At 47.8% G+C, this 20,507-nt stretch carries 16 protein-coding genes; 13 read left to right on the forward strand and 3 right to left on the reverse strand.

Annotated elements, in window-relative coordinates; translation table 11 throughout:
- Positions 1 to 65: 65 nt before the first annotated feature.
- Together polA and ACYVD4_RS19045 are read right to left on the reverse strand one after the other, a co-directional pair.
- Positions 66 to 3,125, reverse strand: a complete 3,060-nt coding sequence (gene polA / locus ACYVD4_RS19040; RefSeq protein ID WP_460948534.1) for a DNA polymerase I — start codon at positions 3,123 to 3,125, stop codon at positions 66 to 68.
- Positions 3,126 to 3,350: 225 nt separating this feature from the next.
- A complete protein-coding gene (locus tag ACYVD4_RS19045) occupies positions 3,351 to 4,352 on the reverse strand; it encodes a fasciclin domain-containing protein (protein WP_460948535.1) in 1,002 nt (333 codons plus the stop codon).
- Positions 4,353 to 4,522: 170 nt separating this feature from the next.
- Between ACYVD4_RS19045 and ACYVD4_RS19050 the strand changes: the two genes are divergently transcribed.
- A complete protein-coding gene (locus ACYVD4_RS19050) occupies positions 4,523 to 5,038 on the forward strand; it encodes an acyl-CoA thioesterase (protein ID WP_460948536.1) in 516 nt (171 codons plus the stop codon).
- Between the two features lie 126 nt (positions 5,039 to 5,164).
- Here ACYVD4_RS19050 and ACYVD4_RS19055 read toward each other — a convergent pair whose 3' ends face one another.
- Positions 5,165 to 5,644 carry a nuclear transport factor 2 family protein gene (locus tag ACYVD4_RS19055; RefSeq protein ID WP_460948537.1) on the reverse strand — a complete coding sequence of 160 codons (480 nt, stop codon included), beginning with the start codon at positions 5,642 to 5,644 and terminating at the stop codon, positions 5,165 to 5,167.
- A 592-nt stretch (positions 5,645 to 6,236) separates the two neighbouring features.
- On the opposite strand from ACYVD4_RS19055, the gene ACYVD4_RS19060 reads away from it, so the two are divergent.
- The 12 genes from ACYVD4_RS19060 to ACYVD4_RS19115 all read left to right on the forward strand — a co-directional run bounded on the left by ACYVD4_RS19060 (position 6,237) and on the right by ACYVD4_RS19115 (position 20,461).
- Complete coding sequence (locus ACYVD4_RS19060) at positions 6,237 to 7,319, forward strand: ATP-grasp domain-containing protein (protein WP_460948538.1); 1,083 nt, start codon at positions 6,237 to 6,239, stop codon at positions 7,317 to 7,319.
- A gap of 431 nt (positions 7,320 to 7,750) precedes the next feature.
- Positions 7,751 to 9,409: a TldD/PmbA family protein gene (locus ACYVD4_RS19065; RefSeq protein ID WP_460948539.1), complete on the forward strand. Its 1,659-nt coding sequence runs from the start codon at positions 7,751 to 7,753 to the stop codon at positions 9,407 to 9,409.
- A gap of 85 nt (positions 9,410 to 9,494) precedes the next feature.
- Positions 9,495 to 10,859, forward strand: a complete 1,365-nt coding sequence (locus ACYVD4_RS19070) for a TldD/PmbA family protein (protein WP_460948540.1) — start codon at positions 9,495 to 9,497, stop codon at positions 10,857 to 10,859.
- Between the two features lie 126 nt (positions 10,860 to 10,985).
- Entirely contained in the window at positions 10,986 to 12,626 is a 1,641-nt protein-coding gene (locus tag ACYVD4_RS19075) for a TldD/PmbA family protein (RefSeq protein ID WP_460948541.1), read from the forward strand.
- An 83-nt stretch (positions 12,627 to 12,709) separates the two neighbouring features.
- The gene (locus ACYVD4_RS19080; protein WP_460948542.1) at positions 12,710 to 14,056 is read left to right on the forward strand and encodes a TldD/PmbA family protein; all 1,347 of its coding nucleotides are present in this window, start codon (positions 12,710 to 12,712) and stop codon (positions 14,054 to 14,056) included.
- A 37-nt stretch (positions 14,057 to 14,093) separates the two neighbouring features.
- Entirely contained in the window at positions 14,094 to 14,495 is a 402-nt protein-coding gene (locus ACYVD4_RS19085) for a GxxExxY protein (protein ID WP_460948543.1), read from the forward strand.
- Between the two features lie 47 nt (positions 14,496 to 14,542).
- Positions 14,543 to 16,183 (forward strand): TldD/PmbA family protein, encoded by a 1,641-nt coding sequence (locus ACYVD4_RS19090; protein ID WP_460948544.1) that lies wholly within the window; start codon positions 14,543 to 14,545, stop codon positions 16,181 to 16,183.
- A 121-nt stretch (positions 16,184 to 16,304) separates the two neighbouring features.
- Positions 16,305 to 17,642 carry a TldD/PmbA family protein gene (locus ACYVD4_RS19095; protein ID WP_460948545.1) on the forward strand — a complete coding sequence of 446 codons (1,338 nt, stop codon included), beginning with the start codon at positions 16,305 to 16,307 and terminating at the stop codon, positions 17,640 to 17,642.
- A gap of 11 nt (positions 17,643 to 17,653) precedes the next feature.
- A complete protein-coding gene (locus ACYVD4_RS19100; protein WP_460948546.1) occupies positions 17,654 to 18,208 on the forward strand; it encodes a GNAT family N-acetyltransferase in 555 nt (184 codons plus the stop codon).
- 2 nt (positions 18,209 to 18,210) lie between these two features.
- On the forward strand, positions 18,211 to 18,717 hold the full coding sequence (locus tag ACYVD4_RS19105) for a GNAT family N-acetyltransferase (protein WP_460948547.1): 507 nt from the start codon (positions 18,211 to 18,213) through the stop codon (positions 18,715 to 18,717).
- A gap of 38 nt (positions 18,718 to 18,755) precedes the next feature.
- Entirely contained in the window at positions 18,756 to 19,373 is a 618-nt protein-coding gene (locus ACYVD4_RS19110) for a DUF4159 domain-containing protein (RefSeq protein WP_460948548.1), read from the forward strand.
- 104 nt (positions 19,374 to 19,477) lie between these two features.
- A complete protein-coding gene (locus ACYVD4_RS19115) occupies positions 19,478 to 20,461 on the forward strand; it encodes an AAA family ATPase (protein ID WP_460948549.1) in 984 nt (327 codons plus the stop codon).
- Positions 20,462 to 20,507: the final 46 nt, after the last annotated feature.

A 20,507-nucleotide genomic window follows, 5' to 3' on the forward strand; every position in this document is an offset into this window, starting at 1 on the left:
GATTCCAAAATCGCAAAAAATGAATAGAGCCGGACTTAATCCGGCTCTATTCATTTTGGGCTGTATTAGTGTGCCAGCAACCAGTTTTCGCCGACACCGATGCCTGTTTCCATCCGCACAGCCATTGGAATCGCATTTTTCATGATGTCGTCTACGCGCACACGTAGCAGGTCGATTTCGTCACGGTGAGCATCGAAAACGAGTTCATCGTGTACGGTCAGAATCATTTTTGATTTCAACCGTTCTTCCTGCATAAACTCATGAATACGTATCATGGCAATTTTAAGCATATCGGCAGCACTTCCCTGAATCGGTGCATTCACAGCGTTACGTTCGGCAAACATCCGGTCGGTCTGGTTGCGCGAATTGATATCGCGCAGGTACCGGCGCCGACCCAAAATGGTTTCGGCATAACCAAAGCCACGCGCTTTTTCGATACATTGATCGATGTAATCTTTTACCGCTGGAAATCCGGCGAAATATTCGTCAATAATCTCGGCCGCTTCTTTACGCGGAATCTTTAGCCGTTGCGATAAACCAAAAGCAGAAATACCGTAGATAATACCAAAATTGATGGTTTTGGCTTTCCGGCGCATATCGCTCGTCACTTCATCCAAACCAACGTGAAAAACTTTGCTGGCCGTTTGCGTATGAATATCGACACCATTATTAAAGGCATCAAGCATCGTTTTATCGCCACTGAAAGCCGCCATGATACGTAGTTCAATCTGCGAATAATCGGCCGACATAATCAGAAACTCAGGCCCGCGCGGAACGAATGCCTTTCGAATTTCCTGACCGCGCGGTGTACGTATCGGAATGTTTTGGAGGTTCGGATTTACCGACGACAAACGCCCCGTTGCCGCAACTGCCTGATTGAACGACGTATGAATTCGGCCGGTACGTTGGCTGATCAGTTGTGGCAATACGTCGACATAGGTATTCTTGAGTTTCACCAGCTCCCGATAGTCCAGAATTTTCCGGGCTATTTCGTGCTCAGCTTCCATCTTCGATAAGATTTCTTCGCCCGTAGCGTATTGGCCAGTTTTGGTTTTCTTAGCGTTCTTATCGAGTTTCAGTTTTTCAAAAAGAACTTCACCCAACTGCTTTGGCGATCCAATGTTGAACGATTCGCCCGCGATGTCGAAGATTTCCTGCTGCACCTGCTTCATGTCGACTTCCAACGTAGCAGATAAGTCCGCCAGCGCTTTCGTATCGAGCGTAACGCCTTCTAATTCAAGGTCAGTTAGCACACGTACCAGCGGCATTTCGACCTGCTCAAACAATTTATTCAGGCTATCTTTTTCAAGTCTTGGTGCAAAGACCTCCTTTAGTTGCAACGTAACGTCGGCATCTTCAGCAGCATAATCAACCACTTTTTGCACCTCTACGTCACGCATCGACAGTTGTCCCTTCCCTTTCTTGCCAATCAGCGATTCAATCTCAACCGGACTGTAATTCAGGTACGTCATGGCCATCATGTCCATGTTGTGGCGCATTTCGGGCTCAATCAGGTAGTGAGCCAGCATCGTATCGAACAGTTTTCCCTGTACCTCCACGCCGTATTTTTTCAGCATCAGCAGGTCGTATTTCAAGTTCTGCCCGATCTTGCCAACCGACGGATTCTCGAATACGGGCTTAAACTGATCAACAATGGCCTGCGCTTCGGCTCGGTCGGCGGGTACGGGAACGTAGAACGCTTCACCAGTGCGATACGCAAACGAAAGCCCCACTAAATCGGCCTCAACCGGGTCAATGGCGGTCGTTTCAGAATCGAAACAAATGCTTTCCTGTAGACCCAAGTAATAGACCAGACTGGCCCGTAATTCTGGCGTATCGACCAGCCGATAATCGTGCTTTACCGACAAAATCGTTTTCCGGCGTTCGGGCTGATTTTCATCCAGTTCAATATCGGGATAAACGTCCAGATACGCAGGCTGCTCACTTCCTGTTTTATCGTCGGTCGTAATTGTCTCGGTCACGCCATCCGGTGTAGCTTCGGTTGCCGATGCCGCCGGTACGCTCACAGGCGTTCGTTTGCCTTTTGGTTTACTGGTCGATGGCGTTGACGACGTAGCATTGCCTGAAAAATCGAACGGCAAATCAGCGGCTCCTGACGGATTTGCGGCACTCATGTTCGGGAATGGCATGAACGCTGGCGTATCACCACCCGGCGAATCGAACAGGTTCATCTGGCCGGAGTTACTCGCTTTGAACGCAGCCGGAAGCGGTTTTTCGTCGAAATCGGCGCCCAGCAAACGAGTTTTCATCTGCCGAAATTCCAGTTCATCGAGCAAGGCCGAGAGCTTCGGTTTATCGTATTCGGTATGTCGTAACTTATCTTCATCGAACGCTAGCGGTACGTCCAAGTGAATAGTCGCGAGCTCTTTCGACAGTAATCCTTGCTGACCGAAGTTTACTACGTTCTCTTTCAGTTTTCCTTTCAGTTCGTCGGCACGGGCAATCAGGTTTTCGACTGAGCCAAAATCGGCAATCAGTTTTTGGGCCGTTTTTTCACCCACGCCGGGAATTCCCGGAATGTTATCGACCGAATCGCCCATCAGCCCAAGCATATCCGTAACCTGTTCGATACGTTCGATCTGCCAGCGTTCGAGCACTTCGGTTACGCCTAATTTTTCGGCGGGCTTGCCCATAAAGGCAGGCTTATAAATATGAATATGCTCCTCTACCAACTGCCCGTAATCTTTATCGGGCGTCATCATATAGACTTCGAAATCAGCCTGTGCCGCTTTTTTAGCAAAGGTTCCGATAATATCATCGGCTTCGTAGCCCTCCAGAATCAGAATCGGGATATGCATAGCCTCCACAATCTTTTTAATGTAAGGCATGGCGACACTAATATCCTCCGGTTGCGACTGCCGGGTGGCCTTATACATCGGAAACTGCTCGTGCCGAAACGTCTTCTTCGATGAATCGAACGCTACGCCGATATGCGTTGGTTTTTCTTTCGTCAAGACCTCAATCATGGCGTTCATGAAGCCAAATACCGCCGACGTATTGATACCACGCGACGAAATCCGAGGAGCTTTGTTAAAGGCAAAATGAGCGCGGTAAATCAGAGCCAGCGCGTCTAACAGGAAGAGTTTTTTCTGTGGTTGGGCCATTCGATGAGAGTCACAAATCAATTCACCAAAGGTCGAAAGTCTTGCGGACAATCACACTTTCTGACCTGATAAATTGACGAACTGGACAGGAAAATACTTATTTATAAAACGTTTTAAGGCGGGTTTTGATTCCTGTAAAAACAAATCGGGCCACTCAATTTTAGAGCAGCCCGACAGAAAATCTAACTCCGCCAACGTATTGATCGTCAGTCTGATTCTGAGCAATTATTGTGGCAATAAAACCCGGTCGATAATATGCACAACCCCGTTTGTTGCTGTAATATCTGGCCCTGTAATATTGGATGCGTTTGTGCCATTTCCTTTTCCGGTAACGGTTACAGCCGTAGCACTGGTAGTAGCTGTAATGGTTCCGCCCTGCAACGTAGAGAGACTCGAACCGTTGGTTATCAATGGTGTATAGGTTCGGCTATTTACTACGTGATAGCCCAAAACCCCTGTCAACGTAGCAACCGGAGCTCTGGCGATGGCTGTGGAATCATAACCCGCTGCCCGGAAAGCTGCATCTGTTGGCGCAAATACAGTAACTGGATTGGCCGCAGCAAGTGCCGTGGCAGATCCGACCCGCGTAACAGCCGCCTGTAACAGCTTAAATGATACATTCGGCATCAACGTTGGAATACTCTGAATCGTCTGTACTACGTTCCCGAATAGGGGTGGCAACAAAATCCGGTCAATGGCATGAACCACACCATTACTGGCAGTACCGTCGGCCTGTAAAATACGAGCGCCGTTTACCGAAATGGTGCTGGATGTGACGGTTGTGCTGGATGCCGATGTCACCTTTGAGATATACACCGGCGCATTCGCCAATGTCTGCTGTGGCATATTGACCCCTATCTGAATATCAGCAGAATTGACGCGTGTTGATAACATATGATATTGCAGAACCGATTTAAGCAAATCGACCGGAGCAGCATTGACAGCCGACACATCGGCATACCCAAATGCTTTAAAGGCATCATCACTTGGCGCAAATACAGTATACGTACCGGCCTGATTCAACGTAGCATCCATACCCGCCCGTGTCAGAGCTGCTTTGAGCAACGTAAACCGGCTTCCATTCGAAATGAGCTGGCCGATGGTTGAGGTAGTAGGTGTTGTATCTTCCTGTTTTTTACAGGCAGTAAAAACAAACGTTAGCAAGGCAATAGCGGTCAGTAACAGGCTCCAACTCCGCTGAACCGGAGTCAATCGATTAAGATGCATGATGAGTCGAATTGGTGAAAGTTTATCAAAACAGGTAATTCATTCTCCAATGAACGGCAATTGATTGGTTTTGTTTCTTGCGACTTCATAGCCAGCTCATTTGGCTATGTCAATTTTCGCTCGTTGGTTTGTAGAAATGTCAGATTTGCTATTGTTCTACTCCTTATAAAATGCCTCAACCCAAACTTGCACGCGAATCGGTTACTGTGATGACCGAAATGGTGTTGCCCAACGATACGAATACGCTCAATAATTTAATGGGCGGCCGACTGCTGCACTTTATGGATATAGCGGCTGCTATTGCTGCTCAAAAACATTCGAACCGCATCGTCGTAACGGCTTCGGTTGACAACGTATCGTTTTCCGAACCTATTCGTCTGGGAAACATTGTAACGATGAAAGCACAGGTAACGCGGGCGTTCAGTTCGTCGATGGAAGTTTTTATAGAAGTATGGGCCGAAGATATTCCGGCGGGTATTCGAGTCAGTACGAACAGTGCTTTCTATACGTTCGTTGCCGTTGATCAGAGTGGTCGACCGATTGAAGTTTCGGCTGTGGTTCCCGAAACTGATGAAGAAAAAGATCGGTACGCCAGTGCACTACGTCGTCGGCAACTCCGGCTCGTTTTAGCTGGCCGTATGAAACCACAGGATGCAACGGAGCTGCGTGAGTTTCTGAAAGTCTGACCGGGATTTTACCAAGATTGTAATGATTGGCAGGATTTATCTTGCCTCTCTATTTAAGCTAATCCTTTTAATCTTGGTAAAATCTGGGTTTAGACCTGCTCAATTCCGCCGGGCCGACGCTTCGGTTCAGTTGGCCAGTTTCAGCGATTGCCAGGCTACCATCTGCCACTGATTATTGTTCTTTACGTACACCGACAGGTAACGTAGCGACAAGTTATTGGTCTGTCCATTGCTAATGATTTTCGTTTTACAGACCCCATTGATAACGGCTGTATTGCCATAAACGCGGGCTTTTTGCTCTTCGGCATCAATCGATTCATATTTCGATTTGCCATCACGAAGTGATTGAATGAACGACTCCTTACTATCTCTCCCACCGTGTGAGTGCGTGTAAATCAGATCGTTAGCCAATACTTTGTTGAGGAAATTGTAGTCTCCACTCACCTGAGCGGCAAACCGCTGTTTTTCCACATCAATAACTGACTTTTCTTCAGCCGATTCGGCTTTGAGGGATGGCGACGTAGCAACTGCCGACGGCGATACGGGTGTTTGTGCGTAGATAAACTGCCCGGCAAGCAGCAGACAAATCGTCAGAATAGATTTCATAGTCATGTTGGTTCTGCGTTGAAAAAGCCTGTTGCTTAAGGTCTTTACTGATAAGCCGCAATAAACGATCGGCTACCTATCGCCGAAAAATGGCTAAATTCCTTGCCTGCCGATTTCTTTGCAGGGACATGCTTATTGCCGAACGGAAAGAAAAAACCCATACAACCCATTTGTTTAAAACGGCTTATATGGGATTGTCAACATTGTTCTGGATGATTCTCAGAAGTTTGATACTTCGTTTACGGCTTCAAACTCCTTAATGGCCTATCCAGATAAAGGGCTGAAGACGAGCCTTGTGTAGTGTCGCAGTGGTTTTATACATGTTTCGGTGGACAAGCGGAAAACCGATTGCGAAGTTAAGTAATTTTACTTAAACTCCTATTTCATCATATTAAAATTGTCCAAATTCTCCCAAATTACTCAGTCGCTTTGCCGATTGGCGTAATCTATGATTTACGGTAAGGTAAAGATATAGAAGCAGTAAACAATGTAAAAATGCGGTATGTTTACCTCATCAACGTACCGCATTTTTACACAATATTGCGGAATAGTTATTCATCAAAGCTAAAAAAATAGCCTTAACTAATTCATTATGAGCAAGAAAACAAAAATTGGCATTCTTTTCGGACAGGAAAACACATTCCCACAGGCATTTGTCGACCGGGTCAATGAAAAGCAAAGCGATTTTCCAGCCGAATTTGTCAGTATTGAGCAGGTTGAGCAAAGTGTGCCAACAGATTACGCAGTTATAATCGACCGTATTTCACAGGATGTTCCTTTCTACAAAGCCTTTCTAAAAAACGCTGCATTAACAGGTACGGCAGTTGTCAATAATCCCTTCTGGTGGAGTGCCGACGAGAAATTTTTCAACAATGCATTAGCGGTTCAGCTTGGAGTTCCCGTTCCTAAAACGATTCTGTTACCTTCGAAAGATCGCCCCGACGATACAAACCATAATTCATTCCGTAACCTGCGGCATATGAATTGGGATGCCATTTTCAACCACATTGGTTTCCCGGCATTCATGAAGCCTCACGCCGGTGGCGGCTGGAAAAGTGTTTATAAAGTCGATAATCCAGAGCAGATGTTCACGGCTTATGACGAAACAGGCCAACTGGTCATGCTTTATCAGGAAGCCATCGACTTTACCGATTATTTCCGTTGCTACTGCATTGGTGGAAAAGACGTACGTATCATGCCGTATGAGCCACGAAATCCGCATCATCTGCGCTACGCTGCCGAAATGCAAACGACCGGCGATGCGGGTAAAAAACTACTAGCGACAATGGAAGATTACGTACTGAAATTGAATCATGGACTTGGTTACGATTTCAATACGGTTGAATTTGCCGTGCGCGATGGTATACCCATTGCTATTGATTTCTGTAATCCAGCACCCGATGCCGATGTTCATTCAGTTGGACAGGCTAATTTTGATTGGGTTGTTGAAGCGGCTGCCAATATGGCCATCGACCGCGCGAAGAAAGCCCAAAAAGGAACGAACAACCTGACTTGGGGTACGTTTGTCCGTGGTTCCGTTATCGACACGCCCGTAACACCAGCAAAAGAAGAAAAAGCGCCGAAAGCCGCTAAAGAGAAAGAAGCTCCTAAGGCCGAAAAGAAGGCTGACAAACCAAAAAAAGACGAAGCAAAACCGAAGAAAGGCAAGAAGTAATAATTCATCATCCTATGTGATGTCAGATGTTAGCATCTGACATGGTGAGGTTTCTCAAAACCGAACCGTGCCGGTTAAAAGTAACCGCCCCCACTTGATCCAATGTCCCAAACGTATCAATACGTTTGGGACGTTTTTTTATAGACCTATTTGCTTCGTTTCTTTTCGAGAGGGTAGATATTGGCCTGACTACGTAGCACTACGTCCTTAGAAACTCCTTTAGTTGTTGCATCGGCACAGCGACGTAGTAGTAAATTATTTCCAGACAATTCTTCCTGAAAACGCTGCCAATCAACGTTTCTTCCGAATAATAGTAGGGAGATTCGTAAATTTCCAGTTTACCATTTGTCATAAAAACGACGTCTCTTCAGCATTTTTAGCCATATTCGCGTTTTCCGACTGTTTGAACTCAATCATCAACAACGTAGTACATGCAAAGACGCGATTTTATCCAGCTATCGGGGCTGGGCATTGGTAGCCTGTTTACCGCTGGTGTTCCTGTTTTTGGTAATAACGTATCGGCAGAGTATCTGTTCGACGTAGCAGGCCACGGAGCAGGTATCGACGCTGCTGCCAAGAAACAATTAGCCGACATAGCGTTAAATACGGCCAAAAGTCAGGGCGCTACCTATACCGACGTGCGCATTGGCCGCTATCTGCAACAATATCTTTTCACCCGCGAAACCAAGGTACAGAATGTTGTCAATGCCGAATCGTATGGCATCGGTATCCGGGTCATTGCCAACGGCACCTGGGGCTTCGCAGCTACCAGCGACGTAACGCCTGATGCAATTGCCCGATGTGCCAAAACAGCCGTTGCCATTGCTAAAGCCAATTCTCGACTTCAGGCCGAACCGGTTCAATTGGCTCCGCAAAAAGGTGTAGGTGACGTAACGTGGAAAACGCCAATTCAGAAAAATGCCTTTCAGGTTCCGGTCAGCGAAAAAATTGATCTGTTGATGAAAGTCAATGGCGAAGCACTGAAAAATGGAGCGGCTTTCGTTACGTCGAATCTGTTCTTTATCAACGAACAGAAGTATTTTGCCTCCACCGACGGTTCGTACATCGATCAGGACGTTCATCGCATTTGGCCAACCTTTACCGTATCGGCCGTTGACCGGGCAGCCGGTAAATTTAAAACCCGTGATGCGCTCAGTTCGCCAATGGGTATGGGTTATGAATATCTAGACGGACTTGCTTCTGAAAAAATAAAAGCACCCAATGGGCTGGTTGGTTATCGAAATTCATACGATATGGTCGAAGATGCTACGTTAGCAGCGAAGCAGGCGAAAGAAAAGCTCACGGCTAAAAGCGTTCAGCCGGGCAAATACGACCTTGTTCTCGACCCGAACCACCTCGGGCTTACCATCCACGAGTCGGTTGGTCACCCAACCGAACTCGACCGGGTATTAGGTTACGAAGCCAATTATGCTGGTACCAGCTTCGCTACGTTGGACAAATGGAAAAGTAAGACCTTCAACTACGGTAGTAAGCTGGTTAATATTGTGGCTGACAAAACCCAGCCGCATACGCTCGGTACTGTTGGTTACGACGATGAGGGCGTTCCCTGCAAACAGTGGGATTTAATTAAAGACGGTATTCTGGTCAACTATCAGGCCATTCGTGATCAGGCGGCTATTCTTGGCGAGAAAGAATCGAACGGATGCTGCTACGCCGACAACTGGAGTACAGTACAGTTTCAGCGTATGCCAAACGTATCGCTCAAACCCGGAACCGAAAAACGCTCGGTTTTCGACATGATTAAAGGTGTCGACAAAGGCATTTACATCATTGGCCGTGGCTCCTATTCAATTGATCAGCAACGGTATAACTTCCAGTTTGGCGGACAGTTGTTCTACGAAATCAAAAACGGCGAAATCGTCGGTATGCTCGACGACGTAGCGTATCAGTCGAACACCCAGGAATTCTGGAACTCCTGTGCACAACTCTGCGATCAGGACGACTACCGCACGTTCGGTTCCTTCTTCGACGGCAAAGGGCAACCCTCGCAGGTCAGCGCCGTTTCGCACGGGTCAGCCACTACACGCTTCAACGGAGTCAACGTAATCAATACAGGACGGAAGATATAAATGGATGTATGAACTATGATGTATGATCTAGCACGTAGCAAGATCATACATCATAGTTCATATATCATACATGAACATAAAATACATGGCTATCTTAACCAAAGACGAGGCAAAGAAGATTATTGATAAGGCCCTTTCCTTCGCAAAGGCCGATGAAACCAGTGTTACGCTGACGGGTGGACGAACGGGAAATATTCGTTATGCACGTAACGCCGTTTCGACAAGTGGCGAAGGCACGAACCTCGCAATGAGCGTAACGGCCGTTTATGGCAAACGTGCAGGAACGGCAACACTCAATGAGTTTGATGACGCATCCATAGAAAAAACGGTACGTAGAGCCGAAGAGATTGCAAAACTGGCCCCTGAGAATCCGGAATACGTACCGATGCTGGGCCCACAGACTTATCTTCCAGCCGAACCTTACTCCGAGAATACGGCCAAAATAGACCCCGAATTCCGAGCGAAAGCCACCTTCGACAGTCTCGATCCTTGCCGGAAAAAGAACCTGACGGCGGCTGGTTATATGGAAGATTCGACCCGATTTACGGCACTCGGAAACTCAAAAGGACTGTGGGCCTACAACCGCGAAACATCTGTAGAATTTTCAATCACAGTACGTACCGCCGACGGCTTAGGCTCTGGATACGCCACCCGCGACGTAACGGACGTATCGAAACTGAGCACAAAAGACGCTACTGAGATTGCCATGCAGAAAGCAATGGCTTCATCGAATGCAAGGGCTCTTGAGCCGGGCAAATACACCGTTATTCTGGAGCCAGCGGCACTGTTGAGTAACGTAGATGCTTCGCTGATGGCGGCCATGATGAACGCCTTCGACGCCCGGAATGCCGAAGAAGGTCGTAGCTTTCTGAGCAAAAAAGGCGGTGGCACTCGGCTGGGCGAAAAACTTTTCGATCAACGTATAACCATCTACTCCGACCCGACTAATCCTGAAGTTCCGGCTGCTCCATTCGGTGGTGGCGGAGGTGGCCGTTTTGGCGGTGGTGGTGGCGATGGACGCCCGCAGGAAAAAACTACATGGGTCGAAAAAGGGGTTGTGAAGAATTTATCCTATTCGCGCTATTGGGCAGAAAAAAAAGGGGTTAAGGCCATTCCTGCTCCATCCAACTTTATCGTAGAAGGCGGCACTCAATCGCTTGCCGATATGATCAAGAGCACAGAAAAAGGCATTCTAGTCACCCGATTCTGGTACATCCGTCCCGTTGATCCACAAACGTTGCTGTATACGGGCCTTACCCGCGACGGTACGTTCTACATCGAAAACGGCCAGATTAAATTCCCGATCAAGAACTTCCGCTTCAACGAAAGTCCGGTGATCATGCTCAACAACCTCGAAGCATTGGGCAAACCTGTTCGAATGGGTGGCAATCTGATTCCACCGATGAAGATTCGCGACTTTACCTTCACCAGTTTATCGGATGCAGTTTAACATGAGAAGTTGTAAAGTTATAGGGTTATAGAGTTGTAGAGTTGCTGGCGCAAAACCAACTGCACCGGCGACCCGGTCTACAACTTTATAACCATACAACCTTACAACCCTATAACTCTCAATTCAATGAATCGTCGAGACTTTAATCAATTGCTTAGTATGGGCACGGCAGGGATTCTGATGCCCTCATTGCCCGCTTTTTCCCGAACCGTTACGCCCGAGGCCTTACTCGAACCAGGCTTAGACATAGCGGTCAAAAAACGGCTGGCCGATGCCGCCCTTAACACTGCCAAAAGTAAAGGTGCTACGTATGCCGACGTACGTATTGGCCGATACCTGAATCAGTTCGTTCTCACCCGCGAAAATAAAGTACAAGGAATCGTCAACTCCGAATCGTATGGCGTTGGCGTACGGGTCATTGTCGATGGCTGTTGGGGATTTGCTTCAGTAGGCGATGCACGCGACGAATCTGTCGTTGCTAAAGCGACCGAAACTGCCGTACGAATTGCCAAAGCGAATGCTCGTCTGCTGACCGAACCCGTTCAACTGGCACCCCAGAAAGGTTTTGGCGAAGTAAGCTGGAAAGCTCCCATCAAACGGAACGCCTTTGAAGTGCCCATCAAGGAAAAAGTGGACCTATTGCTGTCGTGTAATGCTGCGGCTATGAAAAACGGAGCCAACTTCGTGAACAACGTACTGTTTCAGGTAAATGAGCAAAAATACTTTGCTTCCACCGATGGTACATATTCCGATCAGGACATTCACCGGATTGGGCCAAGCTTTACGGTTACAGCCGTTGACCCACAAAATGGACGTTTCGCTACCCGTAACTCGTTGAGTGCGCCAATGGGCATGGGCTACGATTATCTACAGGTTAATCCTGCCGACAAAATCACCGGCGTTACGACCCGTTACAACAAAGGGTACGACATGCTGGAAGATATTACCGCAGCCGCCAAACAGGCGAAAGAAAAACTGTCGGCCAAGTCGGTTGAGGCTGGTAAGTATGATCTCGTTCTTGATCCGTCGCATACGTGGTTAACGATTCACGAATCAGTTGGCCACCCGCTCGAACTCGACCGTGTACTTGGTTATGAAGCCAACTACGCCGGAACAAGTTTTGCTACGTTGGATAAATGGCAGTCGAAGAACTTCAGTTACGGCAGCAAAGACGTTAACATTTTCGCCGACAAAACACAGGAAGGTTCATTAGGGGCTGTTGGTTGGGACGACGAAGGCGTGAAAACCAAACGCTGGGATCTGGTAAAAGATGGCATTCTGGTCAACTATCAGGCCATCCGCGATCAGGTTCACATCATCGGCGAGAAAGAATCGCAGGGCTGCTGCTACGCCGACAACTGGAGTTCGGTACAGTTCCAGCGTATGGCCAACGTATCACTGGCTCCCGGCAAAACACCTTTATCTGTCGATCAGATGATTAAGGACGTAAAAAAAGGTATTTACATCATCGGCGACGGTTCGTTCTCCATCGATCAGCAACGCTACAACTTCCAGTTTGGCGGTCAGCTTTTCTACGAAATTAAGGACGGTCAGATTGTGGGTATGCTTAAAGACGTAGCGTATCAGGCCAACACCCGCGAATTCTGGAACTCCTGCGTAGCCGTTTGCGACGAAAAAGATTATCGTTTAGGAGGAGCCTTTAACGATGGAAAAGGTCAACCAGCACAATCAAGTGCTGTTTCGCACGGTAGTGCTACGGCCCGTTTCAATGGTGTGAACGTCATCAATACCGCCCGGAAAATTTAAGGTAATGTATGAATTATGATGTATGATTTATTGAGCAATATCATACATCGTAATTCATACATTATACATCAACAACTACATGTATGGCTATCTTAAGTAAAGAAGAAGCAAAAAAAATAATCGATAAGGTTCTCTCGTACGCCAAAGCTGACGAAACCAGCGTGAGCCTGACGGGAGGACGTACCGGCAACATTCGCTACGCCCGAAACTCCGTCTCGACCAGTGGCGAAGCCGACAATTTATCGTTGGCTATTACGGCGGTTTTTGGTAAACGCTCCGGTACAGCAACGATCAACGAACTAGACGACGCATCGCTCGAAAAGACGGTACGTCGGGCCGAAGAAATCGCAAAGCTGGCTCCTGAGAACCCGGAATATATGCCGATGCTGGGGCCACAAACGTATCTGAATACCAATACGTTTGCCGAAAGCACGGCTAAAATAGATCCTGAGTTTCGTGCCAAAGCTGCTTTCGACAGCATTGACCCCTGCAAAAAGAAGAATCTGACAGCCGCCGGTTATATGGAAGATACGGCCGGTTTCGTTTCGATGGGCAATAGCAAAGGGCTTTACGGTTATAACCGCTCAACAAATGTCGATTTTTCGATTACGGTACGTACTGCCGATGGTACCGGCTCCGGTTATGCTAACCCCGACGTAAACGACGTATCGAAGCTCAGTACCAAAGCCGCTACCGAAGTGGCGATGAGCAAAGCCGTAGCATCGGTAAACGCACGGGCTCTGGAACCGGGGAAATACACGGTTATTCTGGAGCCAACCGCTTCTGTTGAACTGCTTCAGAATATGATGTCGAGTATGGACGCTCGCAATGCCGACGAAGGCCGTAGCTTCTTAAGCAAAAAAGGCGGTGGCACTCGGCTGGGCGAAAAGCTTTTCGACGAGCGTGTCAATATTATCACCGACCCCATGAATGCTGAACTTCCGCTGTCGCCATTCGGTGGTGGCGGTGGTGGGCGTTTTGGTGGTGGCAGCGATGGACGTCCGCAAGAGAAAATAAGCTGGATTGAGAATGGCGTTGTCAAAAACATGCCCTTTACTCGTTACTGGGCTGAAAAAAAAGGCGTAAAGGCTGTTCCTGCTCCGGGCGGATTTATCATGCAGGGAGGTTCCGAATCGCTGGCCGACCTTATTAAAAGCACGACGAAAGGAATTCTGGTAACGCGCTTCTGGTACATACGGGCTGTTGACCCACAAACACTACTCTATACGGGCCTCACCCGCGATGGTACGTTTTACATCGAAAACGGTCAGATTAAGTACCCGGTCAAGAACTTTCGTTTCAATGAAAGTCCGGTAATCATGCTCAACAACCTCGAAGCACTGGGCAAACCTGTTCGGGCTGGTGGCAACCTGATTCCGCCCATGAAAATCCGTGACTTTACGTTTACAAGCCTGTCGGATGCGGTGTAACTAAACACCAAAGCCACTGACCGGGCCGCCGGAGCGGATGCATAAAGACACACAAAGATTCACGGAGGATTCACTAGCGACAATTACGATTGGGAAAGCAATTGAAGTACATCGGGCATTAGGACCGGGCTTACTAGAGTCGGCTTATCAGGAATGTTTGTTTTATGAACTACAACAAGCTGGACTATCTGTTGAAAGGGAAAAGCCAATGCCTATTGTGTATAAAGATGTACGTCTGGAGCATGGTTATCGCTTGGATTTATTAGTTGAAAACAAACTAGTAATCGAACTAAAAACTGTTGATTCTTTGAATGATTTGCACATGGCTCAACTTCTAACCTATCTAAAATTTGGCAATTACCGATTAGGATTACTCATAAACTTCCGCGTTAAAATGCTACGTGATGGTCTCAAACGATTTACAAATTTTTCTCTGTGAATCTCTGCAAATCTTCGTGCATCTCCGTGGCTTAAAACTCAAATTTAATGAACCGCCGAAACTTTAATCAACTGTTGGGCATGGGTACTGCGGGTATCCTCTTGCCGAACCTACCTGCCTTCTCACGCCCGGTCTCGCCCGAAGCCTTACTCGAACCAGGCTTAGACGTAGCGGTCAAAAAACGGCTGGCCGATGCCGCCCTCAACACCGCCAAAAGCAAAGGTGCTACGTATGCCGATGTACGTATTGGCCGTTACCTGAACCAGTTTGTGGTAACGCGCGAAGACAAAGTGCAGAACATCGTAAACACTGAATCGTATGGCGTTGGCGTGCGCGTAATTGCCGATGGCTGCTGGGGTTTTGCCGCCGTGGTCGATGCAAAAAACGAAACGGATTTGGCGCAGGCTGCCGAAAAAGCCGTAGCGATTGCGAAAGCGAACGCCAAACTGATGAAAGAGCCTGTTCAACTGGCTCCGCAAAAAGGCTATGGCGAGGTAAGTTGGAAGGCGCCTATCAAACGGAACGCGTTTGAAGTTCCTATTAAAGAGAAAGTCGATTTACTGTTATCCGTTAATGCATCCGCGCTGAAAAATGGTGCTAACTACGTTAACTCGGTGCTGTTTCAGGTAAACGAGCAGAAGTATTTCGCTTCTACCGACGGTACGTATGCCGATCAGGATATTCACCGAATCTGGCCCATTTTCAACGTAACAGCCATTGATTCCAAGACAGGCAAATTCGAAACCCGTAACGCCCTGAGCGCGCCAATGGGTATGGGTTATGAATACCTGCAAGCGAATCCTGCCGATAAAGTAACGGGTATCACTACGCGCTACAATAAGGGTTATGATATGCTGGAGGACGTAACGGCAGCCGCCAAACAGGCCCGCGCCAAGCATACGGCCAAATCGGTTGAAGCGGGTAAATATGACCTTGTTCTTGATCCATCGCACCTTTGGCTCACGATTCACGAATCGGTAGGTCACCCGCTTGAGCTTGACCGTGTGCTGGGTTACGAAGCCAATTTTGCGGGAACGAGCTTTGCTACGTTGGATAAATGGCAATCGAAGAATTTTAATTACGGCAGTAAGCAGGTCAACCTGTTCGCTGATAAAACGCAGATTGGCTCGTTGGGCGCTGTAGGCTACGATGACGAAGGCGTACAGACAAAAAAATGGGATTTGGTGAAAGATGGTACGTTAGTCAATTACCAGGCCATCCGCGATCAGGCCCATATCATCGGCGAAAAAGAATCGCAGGGTTGCTGCTACGCCGATAGCTGGAGTTCGGTACAGTTCCAACGCATGGCCAACGTATCGCTGGCAGCGGGTAAAACTCCTCTGTCGGTTCAGGAGATGATAAAAGATGTCAAAAAAGGCATTTATATCATCGGCGATGGCTCGTTCTCCATCGACCAGCAGCGTTACAATTTCCAGTTTGGGGGGCAGTTGTATTATGAAATCAAAAACGGCCAGATTGCTGGTATGCTCAAGGACGTAGCGTATCAATCGAATACGCAGGAATTCTGGAACTCCTGCGTGGCTGTTTGCGACGAAAAAGACTATCGACTAGGCGGTTCGTTCTTCGATGGAAAAGGGCAACCTCCGCAGTCGAGTGCGGTTTCGCATGGTAGCTCTACAACCCGTTTCAACGGTGTGAACGTAATCAACACAGCACGAAAAATCTAAAAAATATGATGCCACAGAGATGCACCAAGGTAAACGAAGATTCACAGAGAACTATAAATAAAGAACCTCAGCGAGTCTCTTTTAACCTCCGTGCCGCTCTGTGTCCCAGCCAAAAATAACCATGGCAATCATACTCACCGAAGCAGAAGCCAAGGCGCTGCTCACCAAAGTTCTCAGCTACTCGAAAGCCGACGAGTGCGAAGTCAATATTCTCGGCGAAGAACGGGGCAACCTGCGTTATGCCCGTAACGAAGTTTCGACCAGCGGCTCGCTTATCAACAAAAATTTAGCGGTTCAATCAGCATTTGGCAAAAAAGTCGGCGTAGCCACTATCGATGAATTCGACGAGGCATCGCTGGAGAAAGTGGTACGTCGATCTGAAGAACTGGCTCGGCTTGCTCCCGAAAATCCAGAATATGTAGGTGTGTTGGAACCACAGCAATACTTAAAATCGGCTGGTTTTTTCGACACAACGGCCAAAATAACGCCCGATACACGAGCCGACGCTGTGGCCAAAAGTCTGCAACTCTCGCGGGAGAAAAATCTGGTAGCGGCTGGTTTTTTACAAGACCAGTACGGCTATTCGGCCATGATGAACTCCAAAGGGCTATTTGCGTATTACCCAAGTACAAACGTCAATTTTTCGCTGACGGTACGTACCAATGACGGCAAAGGTTCTGGCTACGTAGCACGTGGTTACAGCGATTTCAGCAAGCTCGATACGTCCGAAGCTACTCAAATTGCCATTCAGAAAGCACAGGGTTCGGCCGAAGCGCGGGCCATTGAACCAGGCAAATACACGGTTATTCTCGAACCGACAGCGGCTGCGGTTCTGCTCGAAAACATTTTTTTCAATATGGACGCCCGTTCGGCCGATGAAGGTCGGTCGTATTTTAGCAAATCGGGTGGAAAATCTCGGCTGGGCGACAAGATTGTTGACGAGCGCGTCACGATTTACTCCGACCCAACCAACCCCGATTTACCGGCTTCGCCCTGGTCGGGCGATGGGCGGCCACAGGAAAAAACGATGTGGATTGAAAAAGGCGTGGCCAAAAACCTGTCTTATTCCCGTTTCTGGGCGCAAAAGCAAGGTAAAAAAGCCATTCCCGGACCTAACAACTTCATTATGCTCGGCGGCAACGAATCGCTGGAGAGTATGATCAAAAGCACACAACGGGGTATTCTGGTGACGAAACTCTGGTACATCCGTGAGGTTGATCCACAGACGATCTTACTAACGGGCCTCACCCGCGACGGTACGTTCTACATCGAAAACGGAAAAATAAAGCACCCGGTTAAGAACTTCCGGTTCAACGAAAGCCCGATTATTATGCTCAACAACCTCGAATCGTTGGGTAAACCGGAGCGTGTGGTCAGTACCGAAACCGACCAGAATTACCTGATTCCCCCGATGAAGATTCGGGAATTTACGTTCACCAGTCTTTCGGATGCGGTGTAAACGAGAACATAATGGTAGTCGAATCGAAACATATTGATGAACCGATCACAGTCCGACAGGGCGATAGTCAAGACAAAAGCGCCCTTGTTGAGCTGTATCGGGACGTAGCACGTATCAGTCAGGGTATTGCCCGGACGGAGGTTGAAATCACGGATGAATACGTACTATCGTTGTTTCAAAGCACTGAAAAACAGGGACTGATGCTTGTTGCTACCGACGTTGAGAATCGGGTAATTGCTGAAATTCACGCATCAAAATACGGCATCCATATTTTCGACCACATTCTGACTGGCTTAACCATTGCCGTTCATCCGGGTTATCAGGGCAAAGGTGTCGGGAAAAAGTTATTTCAGGCATTTCTGGCTGAAGTGCAGATTCGGTTTCCTGAAGTGCTACGTATCGAACTGGAATCGCGGGCATCGAATCAGAAATCCATCGGGCTTTACCAACGTCTGGGATTTGTTCAGGAAGGTCGAATGCAGAACAAAACCAGAAATGCGGACGGTTCTTTTGACGATAGTCTGCTGATGGCCTGGACAAAAAACATGAACGTCGAACCTGCTTAAGTATGATTGCCATTACCGAAGTTACCGAAGCGGATTTACCTGTTATCCAGAACATTGCTTACCAAACATGGCCCAGTACGTTTGGTGAAATTCTGTCGCCGACGCAAATCAGCTATATGCTTGAGATGATGTATAGTCTCGATTCGCTAAAAACGCAGATACGGGATAAAAACCACGTTTTTCTGCTGGCGGTAGACCCGCAAAGCGAAGAATATATGGGCTACGTGTCGTATGAACTGAATTACAAAGGAGAATCGTTAACTAAAGTACACAAGATCTATATGCTCCCTGCCAGTCAGGGAAAAGGCGTTGGACGGATGTTACTTGAGATGGTGGCACACATTGCCAAACGTAACGACAACAACCGACTCGGGCTAAACGTAAATCGATTCAACAAAGCCATTCAGTTTTATGAAAAGATGGGCTTTGCGGTAGTTGGTCAGGAAAACATCGACATTGGTGAAGGCTTCCTGATGGAAGACTTTATCATGGAAAAACCGTTAACGTAGTAAACACTACGTAACGAACTCAAACGTAATAAGCCATTTTGAAACCGTTCTTTTTCACACGCATACAATACACCTCTGGCGATTGGGAAACCGATCAGCGAATGCCTTCGAATCTGATGCATTCACTGGTTGAATACACTACGTTGCCGGTCGATCAGAAAGAGCGGGTGGTCCAGTTGAGCAGTCCCGATTTGTTTAAAAGTCCGTTCTGTTACTTAAGTGGGCATAAATTGGTGGAATTTTCGACGCAGGAACGTGAGCATTTCAAACGCTACGTTCAAAACGGCGGCTTTGTCTTTGTAGATGATTGCAATCATGATGTAGATGGACTGTTTGCCAAATCATTCGAGCAGGAAATGGCCCGAACATTTGGACCAAAAGCGTTGCAGAAAATTCCGAATACGCACCCGATTTACACCTGTTTTTTCAAGTTCGAAGAAGGTCCGCCCACTACGTCATTCGAGTTAAATGGCTGGGGCGATGATCTTGTTCATGATTACCTCAAAGCCATCACCATCAACGGACGAATTGGCGTATTGTACAGCAATAAAGATTATGGCTGCGAATGGGATTACGATTTCCGAAACAAGCGTTTTCTAGCCGAAGACAATACGAAATTCGGAGTCAACATTGTAACGTATGCGCTAACCGCGTGAGTAATATATAGGATATATGAGGTATGAACTGTGAAAACTACTGCAACATCATACCGCATATATCCTACATATTACTTGAATACACAACCTGATAGATAGAAACATTGGAATCAACAGACGTAACTCATTACAAAAAACTGGTGGCAAAACTGCCCCAACTACGTAGCGAAATCGGGAAAGTCATTGTCGGTCAGCAGGATGTCATCAACGAAGTGCTCATTACGTTGCTGGCGGGTGGGCATTGCTTGCTCGAGGGTGTGCCGGGTCTGGCCAAAACGTTGCTGGTGAAAACGATGTCGGATGCACTGGCGATGCGCTTCAAACGGATTCAATTTACGCCCGACCTCATGCCCGGCGATATTGTGGGCACCGAGATTCTGGAAGATGACCATGAAACCGGCCATAAAGTCTTCGTTTTCAAGCAGGGGCCGCTTTTCGCCAACGTAGTACTCGCCGATGAGATTAACCGGACTCCGCCCAAAACGCAGGCAGCCATGCTGGAGGCCATGCAGGAATACAAGGTCACCTATGGCGGCACTGATTATGAACTGCCCCGGCCATTTCTGATTATCGCCACCCAGAACCCAATTGAGCAGGCCGGTACATACCCGCTGCCCGAAGCCCAGCTCGACCGTTTCCTGCTGTATATCAAACTGAGTTATCCTTCAGAAACGGAAGAGTTGAACGTATTGAAAAGTACGACAGGTACGGCAAAACCGAAGCTCGAAACCATCCTGTCAGACCACGACATTCTTCAGTTACAAACCCTGACCCGACAGGTACACATCAGCGACGAACTCATCAGCTACATCAATCGGTTGGTACGTTCTTCTCGACCGCAAACCACTACGTCGGCATTCGTAAAACAATGGGGTGAATGGGGTGCTGGACCTCGTGCCGGACAGGCGCTGGTTTTATGTGCGAAAGCCCGTGCGGTGTTGTTCGAGCGTTTTTCAGTCATTCCCGAAGATATTCAGGCGCTGGCTTATCCCGTACTACGTCACCGGATTGCCTTAAACTTCCGCGCCGAATCCGAAGGCATCACTACCGACCGGGTGATTCAGGAACTGTTGTCTGCCGTAAAATAATAAGTTTCAGATTTTCCATTTTTGGGAAATCTGATCTGCTGTATCC

This window comes from Spirosoma daeguense (assembly GCF_054776875.1).